Source organism: Oceanimonas baumannii, from assembly GCF_002245495.1.
In the GTDB taxonomy this organism is placed as follows: Bacteria; Pseudomonadota; Gammaproteobacteria; order Enterobacterales; family Aeromonadaceae; genus Oceanimonas; species Oceanimonas baumannii.
The window spans coordinates 212,738-234,833 of record NZ_NQJF01000006.1; the positions used below are offsets into that span (position 1 = coordinate 212,738).

The window sequence follows — 22,096 nt, forward strand, 5'->3', positions numbered from 1 at the left end:
GGGCGTGTTGTCACTTGTTATTCTCATTCTGCTGATATAGATCTCTTATCACAGTGCTCAAACGGACCTTCTTATGTCACAACACCAAGATCCTTTCCAACAGCGGGAAGCCGAAAAATACGATAACCCTATTCCCAGCCGGGAGTTTATTCTTGAGCACCTGAAACAGCGCAAGACACCGGCCAACCGGGATGAAATTTTTGCCGAGCTGGAGCTTGCCGGCGAAGAGCAGGAAGAAGCCCTGCGTCGCCGCCTGCGCGCCATGGAACGTGATGGCCAGCTGGTGTTTACCCGTAACAAATGTTACGCCTTGCCCGATAAGCTGAACCTGATCAAGGGCCAGGTTATCGGCCACCGTGAAGGCTTTGGCTTTGTCCGCCCGGAAGAGGGCGGCGACGATCTGTTTCTGGCTCAGCGTGAAATGGACGCCGTGATGCACGGTGACTATGTGCTGGTGCAACCTCTGCGTTTCGATTCCCGTGGCCGGCGTGAAGCACGTCTGGTACGGGTGCTGGAATCCCGTAGCCTGGATGTAGTGGGCCGCTATTTTGTAGAAAATGGCGTCAGCTATGTGGTGCCCGACGACAGCCGTATTGCTCAGGATATTCTTATTCCTCAGGGTGAAACCATGGGCGCACGCATGGGCCAGGTGGTGGTGATCACCATCACTCAGCGTCCCACCAAGCGTATGACGGGGATCGGCAAGGTCATTGAAGTGCTGGGTGAAACCATGGATCCGGGCATGGAAATTGAAATTGCCCTGCGTACCCATGCCATTCCTCATGTGTGGCCGGAAGAAGTCAAACAGCAGGTCGCCAAACTCAGTGAAGAGGTGCCGGAAGAAGCTAAAACAGGCCGTAAGGACCTGCGTGAGCTGCCGCTGGTGACCATCGATGGGGAAGATGCTCGCGACTTTGATGATGCGGTTTATTGCCAGCCTAAGCGCTCCGGTGGCTGGCGACTGTGGGTGGCCATTGCCGATGTGTCTTATTATGTGCGCCCCAACTCGCCGCTGGATGCAGAAGCCTATCAGCGTGGTAACTCCGTCTACTTCCCTGAGCAGGTTATTCCTATGTTGCCGGAGGTGCTGTCCAACGGCTTATGTTCGCTCAATCCTCAGGTAGACAGGCTGTGCATGGTGGCAGAAATGACCATTTCTGCCACTGGTAAATTGTCCGGCTTCAAGTTCTATGAAGCGGTGATGAACTCTCATGCCCGCCTGACCTACACCAAGGTGGCGGCCATGCTGGAAGGAGACGAAACTCTGCGGGAGCGTTATGCGCCTCTGGTACCGCATCTGGAAGAGCTGAACCGTATGTTCCATGCGATGAAGCAAGCGCGGCATCAGCGTGGAGCGGTGGAGTTTGAAACCGAAGAAACCCGCTTTGTCTTCAACCCGCAGCGCAAAATAGAGCGGATTGTGCCCGTGGTACGTAATGATGCACACAAAATCATTGAAGAGTGCATGATCATGGCCAACGTGGCTGCCGCCCGCTTTATTGAAAAACAGGAGGCGCATGCCCTGTTCCGGGTACACGACAAGCCGGGTGAAGAAAAACTGACCGGGTTCCGCAGCTTCCTGGGTGAGCTGGGGCTGGAGCTGAAAGGCGGCCTGGAGCCGGAACCGGCGGATTACGCCCTGCTGGCGGAGCAGATTCGGGAGCGTCCCGATGCAGAGCTTATTCAGACCATGCTGCTGCGCTCCATGAAGCAGGCTGTATACCAGGCCGACAACATGGGTCACTTTGGTTTGGCGTTGAAGTCCTACGCCCACTTTACTTCGCCTATTCGTCGTTACCCTGATCTGATCCTGCACCGTGCCATCAAGGCACAACTGGCCAAAATGCACGGCGGCAGCAGCAGTACAACCGGTGGTGTGCCTTACCAGTATGATCAGGTGGCCCCAATGGGTGAGCATTGCTCTTTGACCGAGCGCCGGGCCGATGATGCCACCCGTGATGTGGCTGACTGGCTCAAATGCGAATACATGCTGGACCACGTGGGTAACGAGTTTGGCGGTACCATCGCCAACGTGACCGGCTTTGGTTTCTTTGTGCGTCTCGACGAGTTCCACATTGATGGCCTGGTACATATTTCCGGTCTGCAAAATGATTATTACCAGTTTGATCCGGCCCGTCAGCAGCTGATCGGCGAGAACTTCCGCCGTCGCTATCGCCTGGGTGACAAGGTCAAGGTCAAGGTAATGGCGGTGAACCTGGATGAGCGAAAAATCGACTTTGAGCTGGTGGAAGACGGCCCTAAAGCCGAGTTCGATGGCGGTAAAGGAGCCAAAAACCTGAAGTCGCGCAAGCGCGCCAAGCCCAGCGGCGGCAAAGGTGGTGACAAAGGCAGTGACAAGGGAGAAAAAGGCGATAAAAGTGACAAGCCTCGCTCCCGTAACCGCAGCCGTAGCCGCAAGCGCCGTTAATTAAACTTGGGAACAGGGATCAGGGACAACCTCCTCAAATCCCTGTTCCCCCATCCCGAGAAGTGAAATGAGTAGTGAACTGATCTTTGGCATTCACGCCCTGAATGCCGCCCTGGAAAATCATCCCGAGAACATACTGGAAGTCTGGCTGCTCAAGGGGCGGGATGATGCCCGCCTGCAGCAGCTTCAGGCACAGTTGCAGCTGGTGGGTGTGCGTGCGCAGCTGGCTAATCGCCAGACTCTGGATGGCAAGGCTGGCGGGGCCCAGCATCAGGGGGTGGTTGCCCGGATAAAGGCACTGCCGGCGCTGAACGAGGCGGATCTTGATACTCTGCTGGCACGCACTGATACGCCCTTGTTGCTGGTGCTGGATGGCGTGACCGACCCACACAATCTGGGTGCCTGCCTGCGTACCGCCGATGCGGCCGGTGTGCATGGGGTAATCGTACCCAGAGATAAATCGGCTGGTCTGACCCCGGTGGCACGCAAAGTTGCCTGTGGGGCTGCTGAAGTCGTGCCGCTGTTTCAGGTGACTAATTTGTCTCGCACCCTCCGGGCCCTGCAAGACAAGGGCATCTGGGTGGTGGGTACCGCCGGCGAGGCGGATCATGGTATCTACCAAGCCAAGTTTAGCGGGCCACTGGCACTGGTCATGGGAGCCGAGGGCAAGGGCATGCGCCGGCTGACCCGGGAGCACTGTGATGAGCTGGTGAGCATACCCATGGCTGGCTCGGTTTCCAGTCTGAATGTCTCGGTGGCCACGGGCGTGTGCTTGTTTGAAATGGTGCGCCAGCGTGGAAGTGAATGCTGAATGCTGATCATTGGTCTGCAGCCTGGGAATGTGATGGTTCCGAGTGGAGTTATATACAATCCAGGCTGACGACCAGACAACTACTCCCCGGGGAAATTTTATGGCCCGTGGGGAGTTGTCCTGAGCAGTTGGTACTGGTTCGTTCGGGGTTACTTAAAAACGTGTTTCCTAGGGAAGATGGCCGGGAATACATCAAGGAGTTTTTCTGGCAAGGAGATGCTTTTTTTAACTATTACTGTCATTTAAATCAGATGCCCAGCCCCTATGTACTGACGGCGTTAGAGGCCTGTACGCTGTATCTGTTGCCGCTAGGCTGCTTGTTACAGGCCGAAAACGGTACCTCCGTTTACAGGCGGATATACCTTGAGCTACTCAAAACTCAGCTCAAGTTCAAGGAAGATAAGGAAGCGCTGTTGCTCACCCTGAGTCCAAGTGAGCGCTATCGTGAATTTCGTTCGCGTTTTCCACATTTGATTGGGCGAGTTGCCGAACACCAGATTGCCGCTTATTTAGGTATTACCCCTATCAGTCTTAGCCGAATAAAGCGCCGAATTAACATAGGTTAATGCTTCCTGGGTGACCCCCTTATATGCTGCTCTTCTATTCGGAGGAGAATAATTATGTATTGGCAGGTTTGTCCTTTTGAGCATCTAACTCGCGAACAGCTTTATCGACTGTTGGCCTTGCGCTGCCAAATTTTCGTGGTAGAGCAAGCCTGTGCCTATCAGGATCTTGATGGCCTGGATATGTTACCCGAGGTGCGTCATGTTATGGCCTGGGAAGAGGAACGTTTACAGGCGTCTGGACGCATTCTTGGTCCTGGAGTGCTGAAGGATGACCTGATCTGGATAGGTCGAGTGGCCGTGGCACCGAAAGTGCGGGGGAAGGGGGTGGCCCGGCAGCTGATGCAAAAGGCCATGAGCGTGGCCATGGCCGAGTGGCCTGGGTATTCGCTTCGCTTGAGTGCTCAGGTGTATGTTCGAGATTTTTACCGTTCGCTTGGCTTTGCTCCTATCGGCGATGAATACCTGGAAGACGGTATTCCACACCAGGACATGGAGTTTTCGTGCAACGAGTAAGAGCCCGGCTGGGGGCCGACAGCCAGCTGCTGGCGATATTTTTGCTGGTGCTCGGTAACCTGATGATTTCGTTTGGCGATGTACTGGTAAAACTGATGGGGCAAAGCCAGATCAGTCCTTACCAGTACGTGTTCCTGCGTTTTACCATAACATCCCTGATACTGCTGCCATTCTGGTGGCGGCTGTCGCCGGAGCGGCGGGGCTGGGGCCAGTGGAAAATTCATTTTCTTCGGGGTCACCTGCTGCTGATGGGCTCGGCCTGCGTGTTTATCAGCCTGATGTACCTACCTCTGGCGACTGCCAACGCCGTTTTCTATGCGGCTCCGTTACTGACCTTGCCACTGGCTGCACTGATAAGCCGGGAGCAGGTGCGTCCGGTTACCTATGGCGTGAGCCTGCTGGGCTTTGGCGGTATTCTTATGGTACTGAATCCTGCCGAATGGCACTGGGCGGGCTGGGTGGCGCTGCTGACGGCGTTGTCGATGGCGTCCACAAATGTGCTGGTACGCAGGTTGCCCAAAGGCCGCTCGGTGCTGGCAACTCTGTTTATGACCCAAGCGCTGGCCATTCCTGTCAGTCTGGTCCTGGCGCTGCCTGGGTGGCAACCTGTCCCTTCTGACATATGGTGGCTGCTGATTGGGGTCACCTTGATCGGTATTATTTACCAGGGCATCTGTATCATGGCTTACGCCATGGCTGATGCCAGCAAAATTGCTGCCAGTGAATACTCCGGGCTGATTTTCGTCACCTTGATGGGGATGGTGCTGTTTTCCGAGTACCCTGACTGGAATGTTTACCTCGGAGCACTGGTGGTGATCGCCGTCATCGGCCTGCAACGGCGGCTGCGCTAGCGCATAGCTGTAAGCGGTCAGCTATAAGCCAAGTGCTTGTTAGCCGATGCTTGGGTATGTGGCACCGCATTGCCGGATAATTTTTGCAGCCTCACGCCATCCCACAGGCACCAGAACAGCGCTGCAGGCCACTCGGGCGACTTACAGCCTATAGCTGACAGCTTAACGCTTTCTTTTTCCCCAGTTATCCCTTAAACTACGCGGCCTTGAAATCAGTCATAAAACCCAAGTTCCTTGCCTCCGCTGGTGTGACTGAGCCCGCGCAGAGGCTATAACCCGTAAGGAGCAATCCATGCGTCATTACGAAATCGTATTCATGGTTCACCCTGACCAGAGTGAACAGGTTCCCGGCATGATTGAGCGCTACACCGGTGCCATCACCACTGCCGGTGGTCAGATCCACCGTCTGGAAGACTGGGGCCGTCGTCAGCTGGCTTATCCGATCAACAAGCTGCACAAAGCTCACTACGTTCTGATGAACGTTGAAGCTGACCAGGCTGTGATCGACGAGCTGGAAACCAACTTCCGCTACAACGACGCCGTGCTGCGCAACATGATCATGCGCACCAAGCAGGCCGTTACCGAGCCTTCCGAAATGGCCAAGGCCAAGGAAGAGCGTCAGCCCCGTCGCGACGATGCTCGCGCCGAAGCCGCTGCCGAGTAATTCACGTTTTAGTAGAGGAAGAGAATCATGGCACGTTATTTCCGTCGTCGTAAGTTCTGCCGTTTCACCGCTGACGGTGTTACCGAGATCGATTACAAAGACATCGCTACCCTGAAGAACTACATCACCGAGTCCGGTAAAATCGTACCGAGCCGCATTACCGGCACCCGCGCTAAATATCAGCGCCAGCTGGCCCGTGCGATCAAACGCGCTCGTTACCTGGCCCTGCTGCCTTACACCGATCTGCACAAGTAAGCAGCGGCCTAACTCGTACCTGTAAAGAGGAAAGGTAATCATGCAAGTAATTCTGCTGGATAAAATTGCCAAGCTGGGCGGCCTGGGCGACCAGGTAACCGTTAAATCCGGTTACGCTCGTAACTACCTGCTGCCCCAGGGCAAAGCAGTACTGGCGACCAAAGACAACGTTGCGACCTTCGAAGCTCGCCGCGCCGAGCTGGAAGCCAAACTGGCTGACCAGCTGGCTGCTGCCCAGGCTCGTGCCGATCAGCTGTCTGCACTGGAAGCTGTTGTGATTGAATCCAAGTCCGGTGACGAAGGTAAGCTGTTCGGCTCCATCGGTGCCCGCGACGTGGCTGACGCCATCACCGCTGCCGGTGTTGAAGTGGCCAAGAGCGACGTTCGTCTGTACGACGGCGTTCTGCGCAACGTAGGTGAATACGAAGTAGGTGTTCAGCTGCACGCCGACGTTAAAGCTACTGTAACCATCAAGGTGGTTGCTGCCTGAGTCAGGCCGTAGCATAAAAAAACCCGCGCTAGTCGCGGGTTTTTTATTGCCCGTATTCCGGCTAAAGTGGAATAAACACGTCGGGAGGGAATAATATGGCAGACTGGATTACCGCAAGGGTCAAGGCCCGCAAAACCTGGTCCGATAATCTGTTTTCTCTGGTGCTGGATGCCGAGGTAGCCCCCTTTAAGGCGGGTCAGTTTACCAAGCTGGCGCGGCATACTGATGAGAAAAAAGTTGCCCGGGCTTATTCCTATGTGAATCCCCCCGATCAGAGCCCCGAGTTTTACGTTATTACCATTCCCGAAGGACAGCTTACTCCCTGGCTGGCCGGCCTGGATGTAGGCGACGAGCTGCTGGTACAGCGCACTGCCGCCGGTTTTCTTACCCTGGATGAAGTTCCCCCGGGGCGGGATCTGTGGATGATGGCTACGGGGACCGGTGTGGGGCCGTTCGTTTCCATGCTGGCAGAAGGCAGTTGCTGGGAGCAGTTCGATAACATTGTGCTGGTGCACGGGGTTCGCTTTGCCGACGAGCTTGGCTATCGTCGCCACATTGCAGATCTGACGTCAGGTTGTTGTCACTTTCAGTATATCCCTTTCGTCTCCCGCGAAACCGCCGATAATGCAGAAACCGGCCGTATTACGCATGCGATCGGCGACGGCAGCCTGGAGCAGAAAGCCGGTCTCAGCCTTACTCCTGAGCACAGCAGGGTAATGCTCTGTGGCAATCCGCAAATGGTGCGGGACACCCTGATTGAACTCAAAGCCAAAGGACTGCAAAAACATCTTCGCCGAAAGGCCGGCCAGATCCTGATGGAGAATTACTGGTAAGGTAGGGTTGTTACTGGGCTCGATGACACCGAGCCAATATCATTTTCAGGCGGATATTACCCAGTTAAAGAACTGGTGTTTCGTATCATGTTTTTATGAATAAGTTATGAATAGTGGGAGTATTCAGACCTGGTGATCCTTACTCAGGCGACAGAACTTTCGCCTCTTTCCCTGCCCAAATATCATCTGCTTTATGGGGGGGAGGCCAATAGTAAATATATTGATTGTCGGGGAAGAAATAGGGTTTAATAGGAATAACTTCTATCTTTAAGGACGAAAATTGTGAAACGTCTTTCTTTTTCCACGGCGCTGGCTGTGTTACTTGTTTCTTCACCTGTACTTGCACAAAGTGACCTGATACTCGAAGAGTATGAGGGGGGCACCCTCTATGACGAGGCCCACTACAGCTATATGCCGGCCAGAATATTGACTGATGGTAAACAATATGTCGATATGGTTGGTGACTATCGTGCCTATGCACTGAGCATCGATGCCAGTTTTAATCTTGGCTTCGTCCATTTCCTGGAAGATGTGAAAGATAAATTGTCCGCACAAGGGTTTCAGCTTGGTGTTTACTGTGTTGAGGAGTGCGGTAAGCGGGCATATATTGATATGATAGATGATACTTATCGTGATAATACTCTCTATCGTATTGGCTATATAAATGCTGGGAAGAACCAGTTTGGCTACCTTTCGGCATTTAAGCAAGCAGGAGATGGACAGCAGGCGGTTATGATCTTTGCTAGCCAGGAAAGAGATGGTGGCTTGAAATACGGTTATGAACAAGTTATTTCTTCTGCTATGCCGGATGCTGGAATTAGAGTGAAGCAGGATTTTGACATAAAGGCACTTGATTTCAGTCAGCTGAAGGCTGAAAAAAAGGATGCGGCAGGAACCTCGGATCACCCTTTGATAGAACGCTTTCCCGGAAGTTATATCAAAAGTGCCGGAGTGAGTGATTTTGAGCGTTACCCTCTGATTACCGGTCAGTATAACAAGCATATTCCGGTTCAGCAGGTAGAGGGCAGGGTGACTACGCTGAATTACCGTATTAATAGAAACGTGGGAACCTATGCGGTCCATAAGAACTATATGAACGCACTCACCAATGCTGGTTTTGAAGTCATTTATGAGTGTGAGGCAAAGAACTGTGGTAACTATATTCTGCGTGATAATTACAAGGATACCATCTTCAGCAAGCGTTATGACTCTGATATCTACAACATGACCAAGAAGAAAAATTTTTACTTGTTCACCGCCCAGAAAGAGATGCCCTCAGGAAAGGTATATACATCTATGTATAGCTATCAGGGCAGAGCGGAAGATGATGTAGAACTGGTAGTTGACATCATCGAAGAGAAGGATATTAGTCATACTCCCCTGAACATTGACAGTGACAGCCTAGGTAAGGAAATCAAGGCAACGGGCAGCGTTTCACTTTATGGCATTGAGTTTGACTTTGATGACCACACAATCAAGTCCAGCTCAAAACCGCAATTGGATGAAATTGCAGATTTCTTAACAAAGTCAGAGCAGGTGTCGCTGTATGTCGTGGGACATACTGATAATAAAGGAAGCTTCTCATATAATCAGGATTTGGCCACTAGACGTGCACGTGAAGTGGTGAATACATTAATACGTGACTACAGTATCGGAAAGGGGCGCTTACAAGCGGTAGGAGTAGGCCCGGTGGCTCCCATTGCTGCGAATGATAGTGAAGGGAATATGCAACGTAACCGGCGTGTTGAGCTGGTGCTTAAAGAGCCTATGTCCTTATAGTGAGATTAAACAAGCCCCATCAGACACTGAGTGGGGCTTGTTTTTTACGCGAGCTTTTTTTAAAGGAACGGCCTTACTTTACTCTTCAGCGGGTTAATATCATCATCAGACTGAGCAAGCCAGCCAGCCCCCAGCCAATTCCGATGATCCAGTAAAAGCCTTTGGCACCCTGTTTAATCGGAATACGGTGATAGATCAGAAAGAAAAACCAGAGCAACGCTGGAATGAGCGGCAGTAAAAATAATCGGGTCATGGCCATTCCTCAAGGGTTGTCGTCTATGCTTCATTGCACTGTAGCAAGAGCGGGGCAACAGGCCAACCGACTTTCAGACCTGAACAAAGCCGTGCTATGGTGCTGCTCGTATAAGCCTCTCATGGAAAAGGAATCCAACATGAAACAGCTGGTAATCAATGCCTTTGGCGGGCCCGAGCAATTGCAACTGGTTGAAACCGACCATACCCCTCTGGCCTCGAATCAGGTCAGGGTGAAAATGCGCTATGCCGGAGTTAATCCGATAGACGCCAAAACCCGGGCCGGCCTGGGCTGGGGAGCGGAGGCTATTAAAGACCGACTGCCCTGGTCACCGGGGTTTGAGGTGATGGGCGAGGTACTGGAAGTCGGCTCCGAGGTATGCCGGTTTATGCCGGGGGATCGGGTCTTTGGCCTTGTTGCCGGGGGGGCCTATGGTGAAGAGCTGGTGGCAAATTGTGATGATCTGATACCAGTGCCTGATGAGGTAACCGACAGCATGGCCGGTGGTCTCGCTCTGGCTGGAACCACTGCCTGGCAGGCGCTTGACCGGTACGGCTTGCTGCAACAAGGGGAGCGAGTATTAATCTCGGCGGCGGCCGGTGGGGTAGGACACCTGGCTGTGCAGCTTGCGAAAGCACAGGGGGCCACTGTGGTGGCACTGGCATCCAGTGATAATCATGACTTCGTTAAAGCTCTGGGGGCTGATGAGGTGGTGGATTATCACGACGAGGCCGCAGTTGCTGCTATTTCACCGGTGGATCTGTTTCTTGATTTGGTCGGGGGAACTTCCGGCGAATCACTTTTGTCTCAGGTGAAACCGAATGGCCGAGTGGTTACCGTACCGACCATTACCGCCGACAAGGTAATGACTGCCGCAGCGCAACGGGGCATTAAGGCCACGGGCATGCTGAAGGAAAATAACCAGGATCATCTGGTTCTACTGGCGGAAGCGGTGGCACAGGGCCGCCTGAAAGTGGAAATAAGCCGGGTATTTGAGCTGGCCGACGGAGCCGAAGCTCATCGTCAAATAGAAACCGGCCATACACGTGGCAAAATTTTGCTACGGGGTTGACCGGCATTGTTGCTGATATAAGGAAACTGCATGAAGTATTGGTCGTTGTTGCTGTTGTTGTGTCCGCTTGCTGGCCAGGCGGCACCTACCCTGGTAAAGCAGGCTGAGCCGGGACAGGATGAGCTGGTGATCCCCTATAAGTTGTATCGCCTCGACAACGGACTGACGGTGATCCTCAATCCTGACAAGTCAGATCCGCTGGCACATGTGGAAGTCACCTATCATGTGGGCTCCGCCCGTGAACAGCCGGATCAAACCGGTTTTGCCCACTTTTTTGAACATATGATGTTCCAAGGCTCAAAGCATGTGGGTGATCAGGAGCACTTTCGTCTGATCAACGAAGCTGGCGGCACCATGAACGGTACGACGAATCAGGACCGAACCAATTACTTTGAAACGGTACCTGCCAACCACCTGGAGAAGGTGCTCTGGCTGGAAGCTGACCGCATGGGCTTTTTGCTGGAAGCGGTCAGCCAGCACAAGTTTGAAATTCAGCGCGACACGGTGAAGAACGAACGGGCACAACGTATTGATAATCAGCCCTATGGCCTGGTGGGTGAGCGCATGGATGAGTTGCTTTATCCTCGTGATCACCCATATAGCTGGCCGACCATCGGTTATGTAGAGGATCTGGATCGGGTTGATGTCAACGATCTCAAGGCGTTTTTCTTGCGTTGGTATGGGCCTAATAACGCAACGCTGGTGATTTCCGGCGATTTTGATACCGAGCAGACCCTGCAATGGGTAGATAAGTATTTTAGCCCGATTCCGGCGGGCCCTGAGGTTAAGCGGGCCAAGCCGGCACCGGCAGCGCTTGAACAGAACCGTCACCAGACCCTGGAAGACTCGCGTATTCGCATGCCCATGCTGTATATGTCGTATCCCACGGTCTGGCTGGGCAATGAAGATGAAGCCGCTCTGGATGTATTAGCCAATGTGCTGGGAGGCGGTAAAAACTCGTTGCTTTACCAGGAATTGGTGGAAACCGGGAAGGCAGTATCTGCCGGAGCAGGGCATTATTGCGCCGAACTGGCATGTAACTTCAGCATCTGGGCCTATGCCAATCCGTCTAAAAACGGCGATCTGACACCGCTGAAGGAAGACGTTGAACGTATTATCAATAACATTACCGCACGTGGTATTGAAGCCGATGACGTGTCCAAGGCGGTAACTGAACTGCGTGCCGATCTCATTCTTGGTCTTGACAGTGCTCAGGGGAAGGCGCGCCAGCTTTCATTGGGGCAGGTGCTGCGAGATGATCCGCTCTATGCCATCAATGCCTGGCGTCAGCTGGCTGACACCTCGCCCGATGAAGTGACAGCGGCTTATCAGCGTTACCTTAAGAACAAACCGCATGCACTGCTGAGTGTGGTACCCACCGGAAAAACCGAATGGCAGGCGGCCGAACCCGACTACATTACACCGGAACGGGAATTGCTCGAGCATCAGCATATTGATGAGTTGCCCCTGCGCACGGTAACGGATGAATTCGACCGCAGCCGGATGCCAGCTCCCGGTAAGCCTGTGACTACTTCCGTGCCGCCGCTGTGGCAGGAAACCATTGGTGATAATGTTGAGCTCCTGGGCACGGTGAACAGTGAAATCCCCGCTGTCTCCATTATTTTTGCTTTGCCAGGAGGGCAGCACGCAGAAGCAGAAGACGAAGCCGGGCTGGCTGCCTTGACTGCGGCCATGATGAGTCAGGGCACTGAGAGGCTCAGTAATGGTGATTTCAGCGAAGCGCTGGAACGTCTAGGAGCCAGCATTAATGTGCGTAATGGCTTCTATACCAATTTGATTGAGGTCACTACGCTTACCGATACTCTTCCTGACACATTGAAACTGGTGGAAGAGTTGCTGTTCCATCCGGGATTCCGTTCGTCGGATTTTGAAAAGGTGAAATCCCGGATGCTGGAGTCCATGGCTCAAAGCCGCAATCAGCCGTCCTGGCTGGCGCGTCAGGGTTTTAATGAGTTGATGTACGGAAACAGCCGCCTGGGGTTGCCCGATGATGGGATGCCGGAAAATATAGAGCGTTTTACGCTTGAGCAGGTAAAGGCGTTCTATCAGCGTTACTACAATCCCAAGAACGGCCATGTCATTATTGCAGGCGATCTGACGCCGGAGCAGGCAAAGCGGGATGTAGCTTTTCTCACCCGTTGGCAGGGGGAAGCGCCGGTGTTACCTGCGGTTAAGGTACCCGAGCAGCCAGCCGAACCTGGTATCTATGTGATCGACATGCCTGGAGCTGTGCAGTCGGTAGTTCGGGTGGGACGCCGAGCCCTGCCGGTAGACGCCACCGGGCCGTATTTTTACGGTCAGCTGATGAACTATAACCTGGGTGGCAATTTTAACAGCCGCATTAACCTGAATCTGCGAGAGGATAAGGGCTATACCTATGGCGCTTATTCTTATTTCAGTGGTAACCGGGATGCAGGTGTTTTTGCGGTGGCAGGAGATGTGCGTGGCGACGCGACTGCCGGAGCCATTAAGGAAATACTTGAGGAAATGACGCTGTTTGCAGCCAAGGGGCCGACTGCCGAAGAGTTGGCTTACCTTAAGAGCAGTTATTCCCAGCAGGATGCCTTAAGTTATGAAACCCTGGGGAAAAAAGCAGGTTTTCTGCTTAATCTGGCGATGCTGGAGCTTTCTCCGGACTATCTGACCAAACAACAGCAAATTGTGGCAAATGTGGATGCAGCCACCCTGACGGAACAGGCGAAAAAGTGGCTGGATCCCACAAAAATGGTCATTGTGGTGGCTGGTGATAAGGCAAAGCTTGAAAAATCGCTGGCACAACTCAATCTTCCTATACACGACTTAACCATTGAATAATGAGGCAGTGCCTCCCGCGGTGCCTTTACGGCACCGCGTTAAAGAGCGAATGACCATGACCAAAACCACAGCTTCTCTGCAGCACAGGCTGCGGGTGTTCCAGCGTTCTGACAAACTGCCGGCCATCAAAGGTATCCGGCGTGGTATCGAACGTGAAAGCCTGCGTATTACGCCTGAAGGCCAGCTGGCTCATACCCCTCATCCGCATGTACTGGGATCGGCGCTTAGCCATGCGCACATCACGACGGATTTTTCCGAATCCCTGATGGAGTTCATTACGCCGGTATCCGACTCGGTGGAAACCCTGCTGGCCCAGCTGAGTGATATTCATCGCTACACGGTGCGTCATCTGGCGGGGGAACAGCTCTGGCCGCTGAGCATGCCCTGCTTGCTCAGGAACGATGAGCACATACCGCTGGCACAATATGGCAGCTCTAATGTCGGCAGGATGAAAACCCTTTACCGTCAGGGGCTGCACCATCGTTATGGCAGCAGTATGCAGGTGATTTCCGGCGTGCATTTTAATTTTTCCATGCCGGACAGCTTCTGGGTGGAATGGCATGAGCTGGAAGGTAATGGTCGTTACCTGCAGGACTTTGTTTCCGAAGCCTATCTGGGGCTCATTCGCAATTTTTATCGTTATGGCTGGCTGATCCCTTATCTGTTTGGTGCATCACCTGCCCTGTGCGGCTCTTTCCTTCAAGGCAGGGAACACAAGCTGCCCTTTGAGCGCCTTGGTAAGGGGACACTTTATCTGCCTTATGCCACCTCGCTGCGGATGTCTGATCTCGGCTATACCAACAATGCGCAGGCCGGGCTTAATATTTCCCTGAGCAGTCTGGACAAATATGTGGACAGCCTGCGCCGGGCGATTGGTACTCATGCCCCCGAATTTGCCCGTATCGGTGTAAAAGTGGACGGTGAATACCGTCAGCTCAACGACAATGTGCTGCAGATAGAAAATGAGCTGTATGCCCCGATTCGGCCCAAGCGAACCGCCGAAAGCGGGGAGAAACCCTCGGAAGCACTGGAAGCCCGGGGAGTTGAATATATCGAAGTGCGTTCGGTAGATGTGAATCCTTTTTCTGCAGTTGGCATTGAAGCGGAGCAAATCCGCTTTCTCGACACCTTTTTATTGTGGTGCCTGCTGACGCCGTCGGCACCGCTGGATGAGGAAGAGATTGCGCTTAACCGACGCAATTTTACCAAGGTGGTACTGGAAGGACGAAAACCCGGTCTGATGCTGGAACAGTCAGCAGGGGAGGCTATGCCACTGGCACTGCTTGGTGAACAGTACTTCGGTGAACTGGCCGAGGTGGCGGAGTTGCTTGATGCCTGTTGTGGCCGGGGTTGTTACGGTAAAGCGCACGCGCAGCAACTGGCTGCCATGCGTGATCCCGAGCTGACCTTGTCGGCAAAAGTGCTGCATGAACTGAAACAACGCAATACTGATATTTTGCCGTTCGGGCTGGAATTGTCCCGCCGGTATAATGCGCATTTTACCAGTATCATTCCTCGCTATTGGGACGATAACTATTTTGATGAAGAAGGTGCTCGCTCTCAGGCTCGTCAGCGCAAGCTTGAAGGGTCTGATACGGTGAGTTTTGATGATTTTCTCAAGGACTATTTCGCTCAATAGGCGCAGCGTAGAGATGAGTTCAACGGGATGCGGTATTGCCTGATGGTGAGTACGACACTCTCAATAAAAAAAACCCGCTGATGCGGGTTTTTTTTATTGAGAGTGTCGTCACTGTCGCTTAGCCAGCAGGGTAGTTGGCCTTGAGCACGGCTTCCGCGTGGTTGGCCATTTCAGTGAGGCCCAGCTTGCCATAGGCTTGCTGCATAATGCGCAAAGCGGGTTTCAGCTGCTTGGTGTCCGGGTAGGTTTCTACGACAAACTTGGCGCGGTTGGCTGCGGCCAGCCAGGCCTGGCGTTTGACGTAATACTGAGCCACGGCCAGATCATAACGGGCAAGGCGATTTTTCAGACTGATCATGCGGGCCCTGGCATCGGCAGCATAGACACTGTCAGGATGCTGGCGCAGCAGCTGGCGAAAGTCGGCAAAGGCCTGTCGGGCGTAGTTGGGATCGCGATCGGCCCGGTCGATGTTAAAAACTTCCTGAAAGAAGTTGTAGTCCGCCGACATATTGGTCAGGCCACGCATATAGCGGGCATAGTCTACGCTGGGGTGATTAGGATTCAGACGGATAAAGCGGTCGATATTGGCCAGCGCCCGTACGGTGTCATCCTGCTTGTAGTAGGCATAAATCAGATCGAGCTGTACCTGGTTGGAATAAGCTCCAAACGGATAACGGGCGTCCATGGCCTCCAGCAATTCGGCGGCACGAATATAATTTCCGGCCTGCAGGCGTTCCCGGGCATCCTGGTAGAGTACTTCCGGAGCGTCGTCCGGAACGTCATTCTTGCTGGTGCTGGAACAGCCGGTGGCGGCCAGCGCCAAAGTCAGTGTCAGGGTGAGCCAGAGGCTTCGTTGTTTCGCCATTGAAAAGTCCATTGTGATTGCAAAATTCGGAAACTGATTAAGCTCAGCGTCAAGAACCGCTAGAATAACCAATTAAATATCATTTGGTAACCAGTGGTCTTCATGAGCCAGCATATCGAACTGAACGGCGTGGTCGCCGATCATCAATACGGTCAACGTCTGGACCAGGCGTTGGCAGAAATGTTCCCCGATTATTCCCGTTCCCGCATAAAAACCTGGATCCAGCAGGAACTGGTGCAAATCGATGGTGCCGTGGTCAGTAAGCCCCGGGAAAAAGTGTTGCCCGGCCAGCAAGTGGTGGTCACTGCAGAGCTGGCCGATGAGGTCAGGTTCGAGCCTCAGGCCATAGAGCTTAATATTGTCTACGAAGACGATGACATTCTGGTGATCAATAAACTCGCCGGCTTGGTCGTGCACCCGGGAGCTGGTACTCCTGACGGTACTTTGCTTAATGCCTTGCTGCACCATTGTCCGGAGATCGCCGAAGTACCTCGGGCTGGTATCGTTCACCGGCTCGATAAAGATACCACCGGCCTGATGGTGGTGGCGAAAACCATACCGGCTCAGACACATTTGGTCACCGCCCTGCAGGCCCGGCATATTACCCGTGAATATGAAGCCGTGGCAATCGGGCACATGACCGCAGGTGGAACCGTGGATGCCAACATCGGGCGTCATCCGACCCAGCGTATTCAGATGGCTGTTGTGCCCAGTGGCAAGCCTGCGGTCACGCACTATCGGGTAATGGAAAAATTCCGTGCTCATACCCGCTTGCGGGTACGGCTGGAAACCGGTCGTACACACCAGATCCGTGTGCACATGGCATACCTTAAGCACCCGCTGGTGGGAGACCCGGTGTATGGTGGCCGGCTTAAGCCCCCCCGGGCTGCCGAACCTGAGCTGATGGATTTTTTGCGGAGCTTCAAACGTCAGGCTCTGCATGCGGTGATGCTGCGGCTTGAGCATCCCATCAGCGGGGAGTTAATGGAATGGCATGCTCCGATCCCTGATGACATGGTGAAGCTGGTAGAGGTACTGCGTGCCGACACCGAGGCTCACCCGGATGATCTGGTATGGATATAATCCTTCCCGACTGGCCGGCGCCGGCCGGCGTTTGCGCTGCGCAGAGTACCCGCACCGGGGGAAGCAGCCGGGCTCCCTGGCACAGTCTTAACCTGGGAACTCATGTCGGGGATCATATCGCCTCGGTACGTACCAACCGGGAGTTACTGGCCGCGTGCCTGAATTTGCCATCCGAGCCGGTCTGGCTGGAGCAGGTCCATGGTATTCGTGTCCTGACGCTGCCGGCAGAGAATGATGACGTTATCGCCGATGCGGTGGTCAGCCATTCACCGGGGCAGGTGTGCGCTGTGATGACAGCTGATTGTCTGCCGGTCCTGTTTTGTGATGAAGCAGGCACGGTTGTTGGCGCGGCTCATGCGGGCTGGCGCGGGTTGGCCGCTGGAGTGCTGGAAGCGACGTTGCAGGAAATGAACGTTGCCCCTGAGTCGGTGATGGTCTGGCTGGGGCCGGCTATTGGTCCGCATGCTTTTGAAGTGGGTGATGATGTGCGCGATATTTTTATCGCGCATTCTGCGCTGGCCAAAGATGCTTTTGTGGCAGCCGGAAATAAATGGCTTGCCGATATTTACCATCTGGCACGGTTACGGCTGGCGGCGGCGGGAGTGCATCATATTTATGGTGGTGAATATTGCACTTTGTCAGACGCTGAACGTTTTTTCTCCTACCGGCGTGATGGCCAGACCGGCCGCATGGCGACATTGGTCTGGCTTGATGAGTAAAAACTGATAAACACCGGTTGAAAACCGGCCATAAGACCCCATTCTTAGTATCAGAATTGAACCTTGCATGCCCGCCTGGCGGGCGTTTTCAGGAGAAAGCTGATGCGTCTTGATCGTCTTACCAGTAAATTCCAACTCGCCCTGCAAGATGCCCAGTCGATGGCGCTGGGGCGGGATCACGCTTATATTGAACCGGCCCATCTGCTGGTAGCCATGCTGAATCAGGAAGGCGGCACCATTCGCCCTCTACTGACCACCGCCGGCGTAGACGGCAATACCTTACGGGTTGAGCTTGATAAGTCCCTTGACCGTCTGCCCAGAGTGAGTGGCGGTGACATGGACGTGCAGGTGTCACCGGTACTGGGCCGGTTGCTGAATCAATGTGACAAGCTGGCTCAGCAGCGCAAGGACGCCTATATCTCTTCCGAGCTATTTTTACTGGCATCGCTGGACGACAAGGGTGAGCTGGGAGAGTTACTCAAACGGGCAGGTCTGACCAAAGAAAAACTGGCCAAAGCCATTGACGATATTCGTGGTGGCCAGAAGGTGGATGATCCCAACGCCGAAGAAAATCGTCAGGCGCTGGAAAAGTACACTGTCGACCTTACCGAGCGGGCCGAACAGGGCAAGCTGGATCCGGTGATAGGCCGGGATGATGAGATTCGCCGTACTATTCAGGTGCTGCAACGGCGTACCAAAAATAACCCTGTGCTGATCGGCGAACCCGGTGTAGGGAAAACCGCGATTGCTGAAGGACTGGCACAACGCATTATTAACGGTGAAGTGCCGGAAGGGCTCAAGAACAAGCGGGTACTGTCCCTCGACATGGGAGCCCTGATTGCCGGTGCCAAGTATCGCGGTGAGTTTGAAGAGCGGCTTAAAGCATTACTGAACGAGCTGGCGAAGGAAGAAGGCAGGGTGATCCTCTTTATTGACGAGCTGCATACCATGGTGGGTGCCGGCAAGGGAGAAGGGGCCATGGACGCCGGTAACATGCTCAAGCCGGCACTGGCACGGGGAGAGCTGCATTGTGTCGGGGCAACCACACTGGATGAATACCGTCAGTACGTGGAAAAAGATGCGGCGCTGGAGCGACGTTTTCAGAAGGTGCTTATCGATCAGCCCACGGTGGAAGATACCATTGCCATTCTGCGAGGTCTGAAAGAACGCTACGAGCTGCATCACCATGTACAGATTACGGATCCGGCAATTGTGGCGGCAGCGACCCTGTCTCACCGCTACATTGCCGATCGTCAGTTACCTGACAAGGCTATTGATCTTATCGACGAAGCGGCGTCCAGTATTCGCCTGCAGATAGACTCCAAGCCTGAACCTCTGGACCGACTGGACCGGCGGATCATTCAGCTCAAGCTGGAAGAGCAGGCCCTGCTCAAGGAAGATGATGAAGGCAGCCGCAAGCGTCTGCAGTTGATCCGTGACGAGCTGGATGAAAAAGAGCAGGAATACGCCGAACTGGAAGAGGTATGGACCTCTGAAAAAGCGGCGCTGGCCGGCACTCAGCATATCAAGGCGGAGCTGGAGCAGGTTCGTCAGGAACTGGAAGTGGCGCGGCGGGCCAGTGATCTGGCTCGGATGTCTGAGCTGCAGTATGGCCGCATTCCCGAGCTTGAAAAACAACTGGATCTGGCCGCCCAGGCCGAGATGCAGGAGCAGCACCTGTTAAAAAACCGTGTCACCGATGAAGAGATTGCCGATGTGCTGTCCCGCTGGACTGGCATTCCCGTGGCTAAAATGCTGGAAGGAGAAAAAGAAAAGCTGTTGCGCATGGAGGACACCTTGCACGAGCAGGTGATCGGCCAGAACGAGGCAGTGGACGCGGTGGCCAACGCCATTCGCCGCAGCCGGGCCGGATTGTCGGATCCCAACCGGCCGGTTGGCTCCTTCCTGTTTATGGGCCCCACTGGTGTCGGAAAAACCGAGCTGTGCAAGGCGCTGGCTGACTTCTTGTTCGACAGCCGCGACGCCATGGTGCGTATCGACATGTCGGAATTTATGGAAAAGCACTCAGTGTCACGTCTGGTGGGAGCTCCTCCCGGTTACGTGGGGTACGAGGAAGGCGGCTATCTGACCGAAGCGGTACGGCGCAAGCCTTACTCGGTGATCCTGCTGGATGAAGTAGAAAAGGCCCATCCGGATGTGTTTAACATTTTGCTGCAAGTGCTGGATGACGGCCGGCTGACAGATGGTCAGGGGCGCACCGTGGACTTTCGTAATACCGTGGTGATCATGACCTCCAATATCGGCTCAGATCTTATTCAGGAGCATAATGACTCTAAAGATTATGAGCAGATGAAAGCCATGCTGATGGAAGTGCTCGGACATCAGTTCCGTCCCGAGTTTATCAACCGGATTGATGAGATCGTGGTATTCCACCCTCTGGCTCAGGAGCAGATCAAGGCCATTGCCCGGATCCAGCTGCAGGGGCTGGTACAGCGGCTTGAGAGGATGGAGTATGAGGTCTCTGTCAGCGATGCCTTGCTGGAAAAACTGGCTCTGGCCGGTTTCGATCCCTTGTTTGGTGCGCGACCGCTCAAACGGGCGATTCAGCACAAGGTGGAAGATCCACTGGCGCAAGCCATGTTGTCCGGTCGAGTGGTGCCCGGCAAACCGCTAAAACTGGATGCCGACGACAATGGTCTGGTGCTGAATCAGTAAGAACAGCTCACCATATGTAAGGGGGAGAAGGCCTGGCCTTCTCCCTTTTTTATTGCTCATTATTCACGGAGGCGGCCACATTTAACCCGGGCGGCCATCTGCTCTGGGTTGAGTGAGAATGGGCCAGTAAATCCGGCAGAACAGGCCAAAAGCAGCAACCCATGCCAGCGCACTCAGGTCATAAACGAGGCTGGTCAGACCGGGAGCCAGCATGGGTAATAGAGTGCGAATCAGACCAGCCATAATCACCAGGATAAAAGCCGTTACCATGGGCTTTTTCAGCTCCAGGGGCCGGCCCGAGTGCCCCAGCGACACGCGGGCGATCATGCCGAGAATGACAGTGCCCATGGCACCGGCAGTCAGCCAATGACTAGCCAGCGATACGGTGATCCCCCAATTCAGCAGTGCCGCCGCCATGGCCAGTAAGCCTGCCGGAATAAACAGGTAGCCAAGGTGCAGCACCCATAACAGAGGAATGCCCTTGGTCAGTTTATTGTGCCAGCGGGAAAGGCGAACAAGGTGCGCCAGTGCGGCAACGGCCAGCCCCAAGGCCAGCAGGATATTGAACAGCGTGGTTCTCGGTAGTATCAGCCAGCCCAGTGTAGTTAGCCAGATGGAGCCGAGTGCCAGTTTTTCAAGCGCTCGGACAGGTTCAGGTTTGTCGGTACCGGTACCCCGGGCGGTGAAGAAAGGGATCACCCGGCCACCCATAACGGCAATCAGGGCGGCGATTGCCAGTGCTGCGGTAGTAAAAGTCCGCTCCGCCAGCAGCCAGTTATGTGTGAAAGCGGCGTAATAACTGAGGGCATTAAGCAGTGTCATGACCAGTAGCAGGGGAGCAAAAAACAGGTTACGCCATTGTCTCACCTGGATTACCGGCTGTGCCAAAAAGCCAGCGACCAGCGGTAACCAGAGCAAATCCAGCAACATCACCAGGGTGTTCAGCTCCCCCCGCAATGGCATCAGCAAGCGGGGCAGCAGCCAGAGGCCGGATATCAGAGCGAGAGGCCAGCCGCGGATGCCGGGAATACCGGTCCAGTTCTGCATGGCGGTGAGTACGAAGCCGGCAATGATGGCCATACCAAACCCGAAAATCATTTCATGAGCGTGCCACCAGACAGGATTGCTGACACCTGGAAGGAGAGGAGCACCTCTAAGTACCAGCAGCCACAGCGCCATGGCCGTGCAGGAAAACAGAGCCCCGCCCAGAAAAAACACGCGGAAGCCCAGCCGGAACAGGGGGACGATTTCATTTTCCCTTTGCGCATCCATAATTTGCATATGATTCACCATTAGTTGCATTTTATATATCTATTATAGGGTGCGATCACATGAAAACCTGAATCAGGATCAAAACTGGCGCATAAAAATACGGTTAGTGTGAATCTTGAGCAGTTGGTTGTTTTTATCAAAAAAGCCCTTGCGCAAAATCCGCGGCTCCCTATAATGCGCATCCACTGACACGGGGCAACACGCCAACGGTCACAAACGTTGAAAACGAACAAAACAAAGTTCAAATCAACGCTTGACGAACACCAAGAGTTGCGTAGAATGCGCAGCCCTGACCAGCGAAAGCGGTCACGCTCTTTAACAATTTATCAAGCAAACTGTGTGGGCACTCGCAGTCGATTGAGAAACAAAAAATATTGTTTTTCAATGATTTGTGAAGTGCACTAGAAATAGCAGCAATTCAGATATTCATTGAGCATCAAATCTTTAATTGAAGAGTTTGATCATGGCTCAGATTGAACGCTGGCGGCAGGC

The 22,096-nt window shown here is 53.9% G+C and carries 19 protein-coding genes; 16 read left to right on the forward strand and 3 right to left on the reverse strand.

Annotated features, from left to right (window positions below; translation table 11 throughout):
* The first annotated feature begins 73 nt into the window (after positions 1 to 73).
* The 10 genes from rnr (at position 74) to B6S09_RS09005 (ending at position 9,190) form a co-directional block, all read left to right on the forward strand.
* Positions 74 to 2,428 carry a ribonuclease R gene (gene rnr / locus B6S09_RS08960; RefSeq protein WP_094278156.1) on the forward strand — a complete coding sequence of 785 codons (2,355 nt, stop codon included), beginning with the start codon at positions 74 to 76 and terminating at the stop codon, positions 2,426 to 2,428.
* Between the two features lie 67 nt (positions 2,429 to 2,495).
* Positions 2,496 to 3,239, forward strand: coding sequence for a 23S rRNA (guanosine(2251)-2'-O)-methyltransferase RlmB (rlmB, locus tag B6S09_RS08965; protein WP_094278157.1), 744 nt, complete (start codon positions 2,496 to 2,498; stop codon positions 3,237 to 3,239).
* Positions 3,233 to 3,805 carry a Crp/Fnr family transcriptional regulator gene (locus tag B6S09_RS08970; protein ID WP_094278158.1) on the forward strand — a complete coding sequence of 191 codons (573 nt, stop codon included), beginning with the start codon at positions 3,233 to 3,235 and terminating at the stop codon, positions 3,803 to 3,805. The genes rlmB and B6S09_RS08970 overlap by 7 nt, the downstream gene beginning before the upstream one ends.
* Positions 3,806 to 3,859: 54 nt before the next feature.
* Complete coding sequence (locus B6S09_RS08975) at positions 3,860 to 4,318, forward strand: GNAT family N-acetyltransferase (protein ID WP_094278159.1); 459 nt, start codon at positions 3,860 to 3,862, stop codon at positions 4,316 to 4,318.
* Positions 4,306 to 5,169, forward strand: a complete 864-nt coding sequence (locus B6S09_RS08980) for a DMT family transporter (RefSeq protein WP_094278160.1) — start codon at positions 4,306 to 4,308, stop codon at positions 5,167 to 5,169. The genes B6S09_RS08975 and B6S09_RS08980 overlap by 13 nt, the downstream gene beginning before the upstream one ends.
* Positions 5,170 to 5,461: 292 nt before the next feature.
* Positions 5,462 to 5,833 (forward strand): 30S ribosomal protein S6, encoded by a 372-nt coding sequence (rpsF, locus tag B6S09_RS08985; protein WP_014291459.1) that lies wholly within the window; start codon positions 5,462 to 5,464, stop codon positions 5,831 to 5,833.
* Between the two features lie 27 nt (positions 5,834 to 5,860).
* Complete coding sequence (rpsR, locus tag B6S09_RS08990) at positions 5,861 to 6,088, forward strand: 30S ribosomal protein S18 (RefSeq protein WP_014291460.1); 228 nt, start codon at positions 5,861 to 5,863, stop codon at positions 6,086 to 6,088.
* Positions 6,089 to 6,128: 40 nt separating this feature from the next.
* Entirely contained in the window at positions 6,129 to 6,578 is a 450-nt protein-coding gene (gene rplI, locus B6S09_RS08995) for a 50S ribosomal protein L9 (protein ID WP_094278161.1), read from the forward strand.
* Between the two features lie 95 nt (positions 6,579 to 6,673).
* Positions 6,674 to 7,411 (forward strand): ferredoxin--NADP reductase, encoded by a 738-nt coding sequence (locus B6S09_RS09000; protein WP_094278162.1) that lies wholly within the window; start codon positions 6,674 to 6,676, stop codon positions 7,409 to 7,411.
* Between the two features lie 282 nt (positions 7,412 to 7,693).
* Positions 7,694 to 9,190, forward strand: a complete 1,497-nt coding sequence (locus B6S09_RS09005) for an OmpA family protein (protein ID WP_094278163.1) — start codon at positions 7,694 to 7,696, stop codon at positions 9,188 to 9,190.
* Positions 9,191 to 9,275: 85 nt separating this feature from the next.
* On the opposite strand, the gene B6S09_RS18460 is transcribed toward B6S09_RS09005, so the two are convergent.
* Complete coding sequence (locus B6S09_RS18460) at positions 9,276 to 9,443, reverse strand: hypothetical protein (protein WP_166670301.1); 168 nt, start codon at positions 9,441 to 9,443, stop codon at positions 9,276 to 9,278.
* A 139-nt stretch (positions 9,444 to 9,582) separates the two neighbouring features.
* Between B6S09_RS18460 and B6S09_RS09010 the strand changes: the two genes are divergently transcribed.
* The 3 genes from B6S09_RS09010 to gshA are packed head-to-tail and all read left to right on the forward strand — an operon-like array spanning position 9,583 to position 14,989.
* Complete coding sequence (locus B6S09_RS09010; protein WP_094278164.1) at positions 9,583 to 10,515, forward strand: NADP-dependent oxidoreductase; 933 nt, start codon at positions 9,583 to 9,585, stop codon at positions 10,513 to 10,515.
* Between the two features lie 30 nt (positions 10,516 to 10,545).
* Entirely contained in the window at positions 10,546 to 13,350 is a 2,805-nt protein-coding gene (locus tag B6S09_RS09015) for a M16 family metallopeptidase (RefSeq protein WP_094278165.1), read from the forward strand.
* Between the two features lie 55 nt (positions 13,351 to 13,405).
* Positions 13,406 to 14,989: a glutamate--cysteine ligase gene (gene gshA, locus B6S09_RS09020; protein ID WP_094278184.1), complete on the forward strand. Its 1,584-nt coding sequence runs from the start codon at positions 13,406 to 13,408 to the stop codon at positions 14,987 to 14,989.
* Positions 14,990 to 15,107: 118 nt separating this feature from the next.
* Here the strand turns inward: gshA and B6S09_RS09025 are convergent, their stop codons facing one another.
* A complete protein-coding gene (locus tag B6S09_RS09025) occupies positions 15,108 to 15,854 on the reverse strand; it encodes an outer membrane protein assembly factor BamD (RefSeq protein WP_094278166.1) in 747 nt (248 codons plus the stop codon).
* Between the two features lie 102 nt (positions 15,855 to 15,956).
* Between B6S09_RS09025 and rluD the strand changes: the two genes are divergently transcribed.
* From rluD to clpB, 3 genes are all read left to right on the forward strand, one after another.
* Positions 15,957 to 16,937, forward strand: coding sequence for a 23S rRNA pseudouridine(1911/1915/1917) synthase RluD (gene rluD / locus B6S09_RS09030; protein ID WP_094278167.1), 981 nt, complete (start codon positions 15,957 to 15,959; stop codon positions 16,935 to 16,937).
* A complete protein-coding gene (gene pgeF, locus B6S09_RS09035; protein ID WP_094278168.1) occupies positions 16,928 to 17,656 on the forward strand; it encodes a peptidoglycan editing factor PgeF in 729 nt (242 codons plus the stop codon). Before rluD ends, pgeF begins: the two co-directional genes overlap by 10 nt.
* Positions 17,657 to 17,758: 102 nt before the next feature.
* Positions 17,759 to 20,332: an ATP-dependent chaperone ClpB gene (gene clpB, locus B6S09_RS09040; RefSeq protein ID WP_094278169.1), complete on the forward strand. Its 2,574-nt coding sequence runs from the start codon at positions 17,759 to 17,761 to the stop codon at positions 20,330 to 20,332.
* An 81-nt stretch (positions 20,333 to 20,413) separates the two neighbouring features.
* On the opposite strand, the gene B6S09_RS09045 is transcribed toward clpB, so the two are convergent.
* Entirely contained in the window at positions 20,414 to 21,613 is a 1,200-nt protein-coding gene (locus tag B6S09_RS09045; protein WP_094278185.1) for an NnrS family protein, read from the reverse strand.
* Between the last annotated feature and the right edge of the window lie 483 nt (positions 21,614 to 22,096).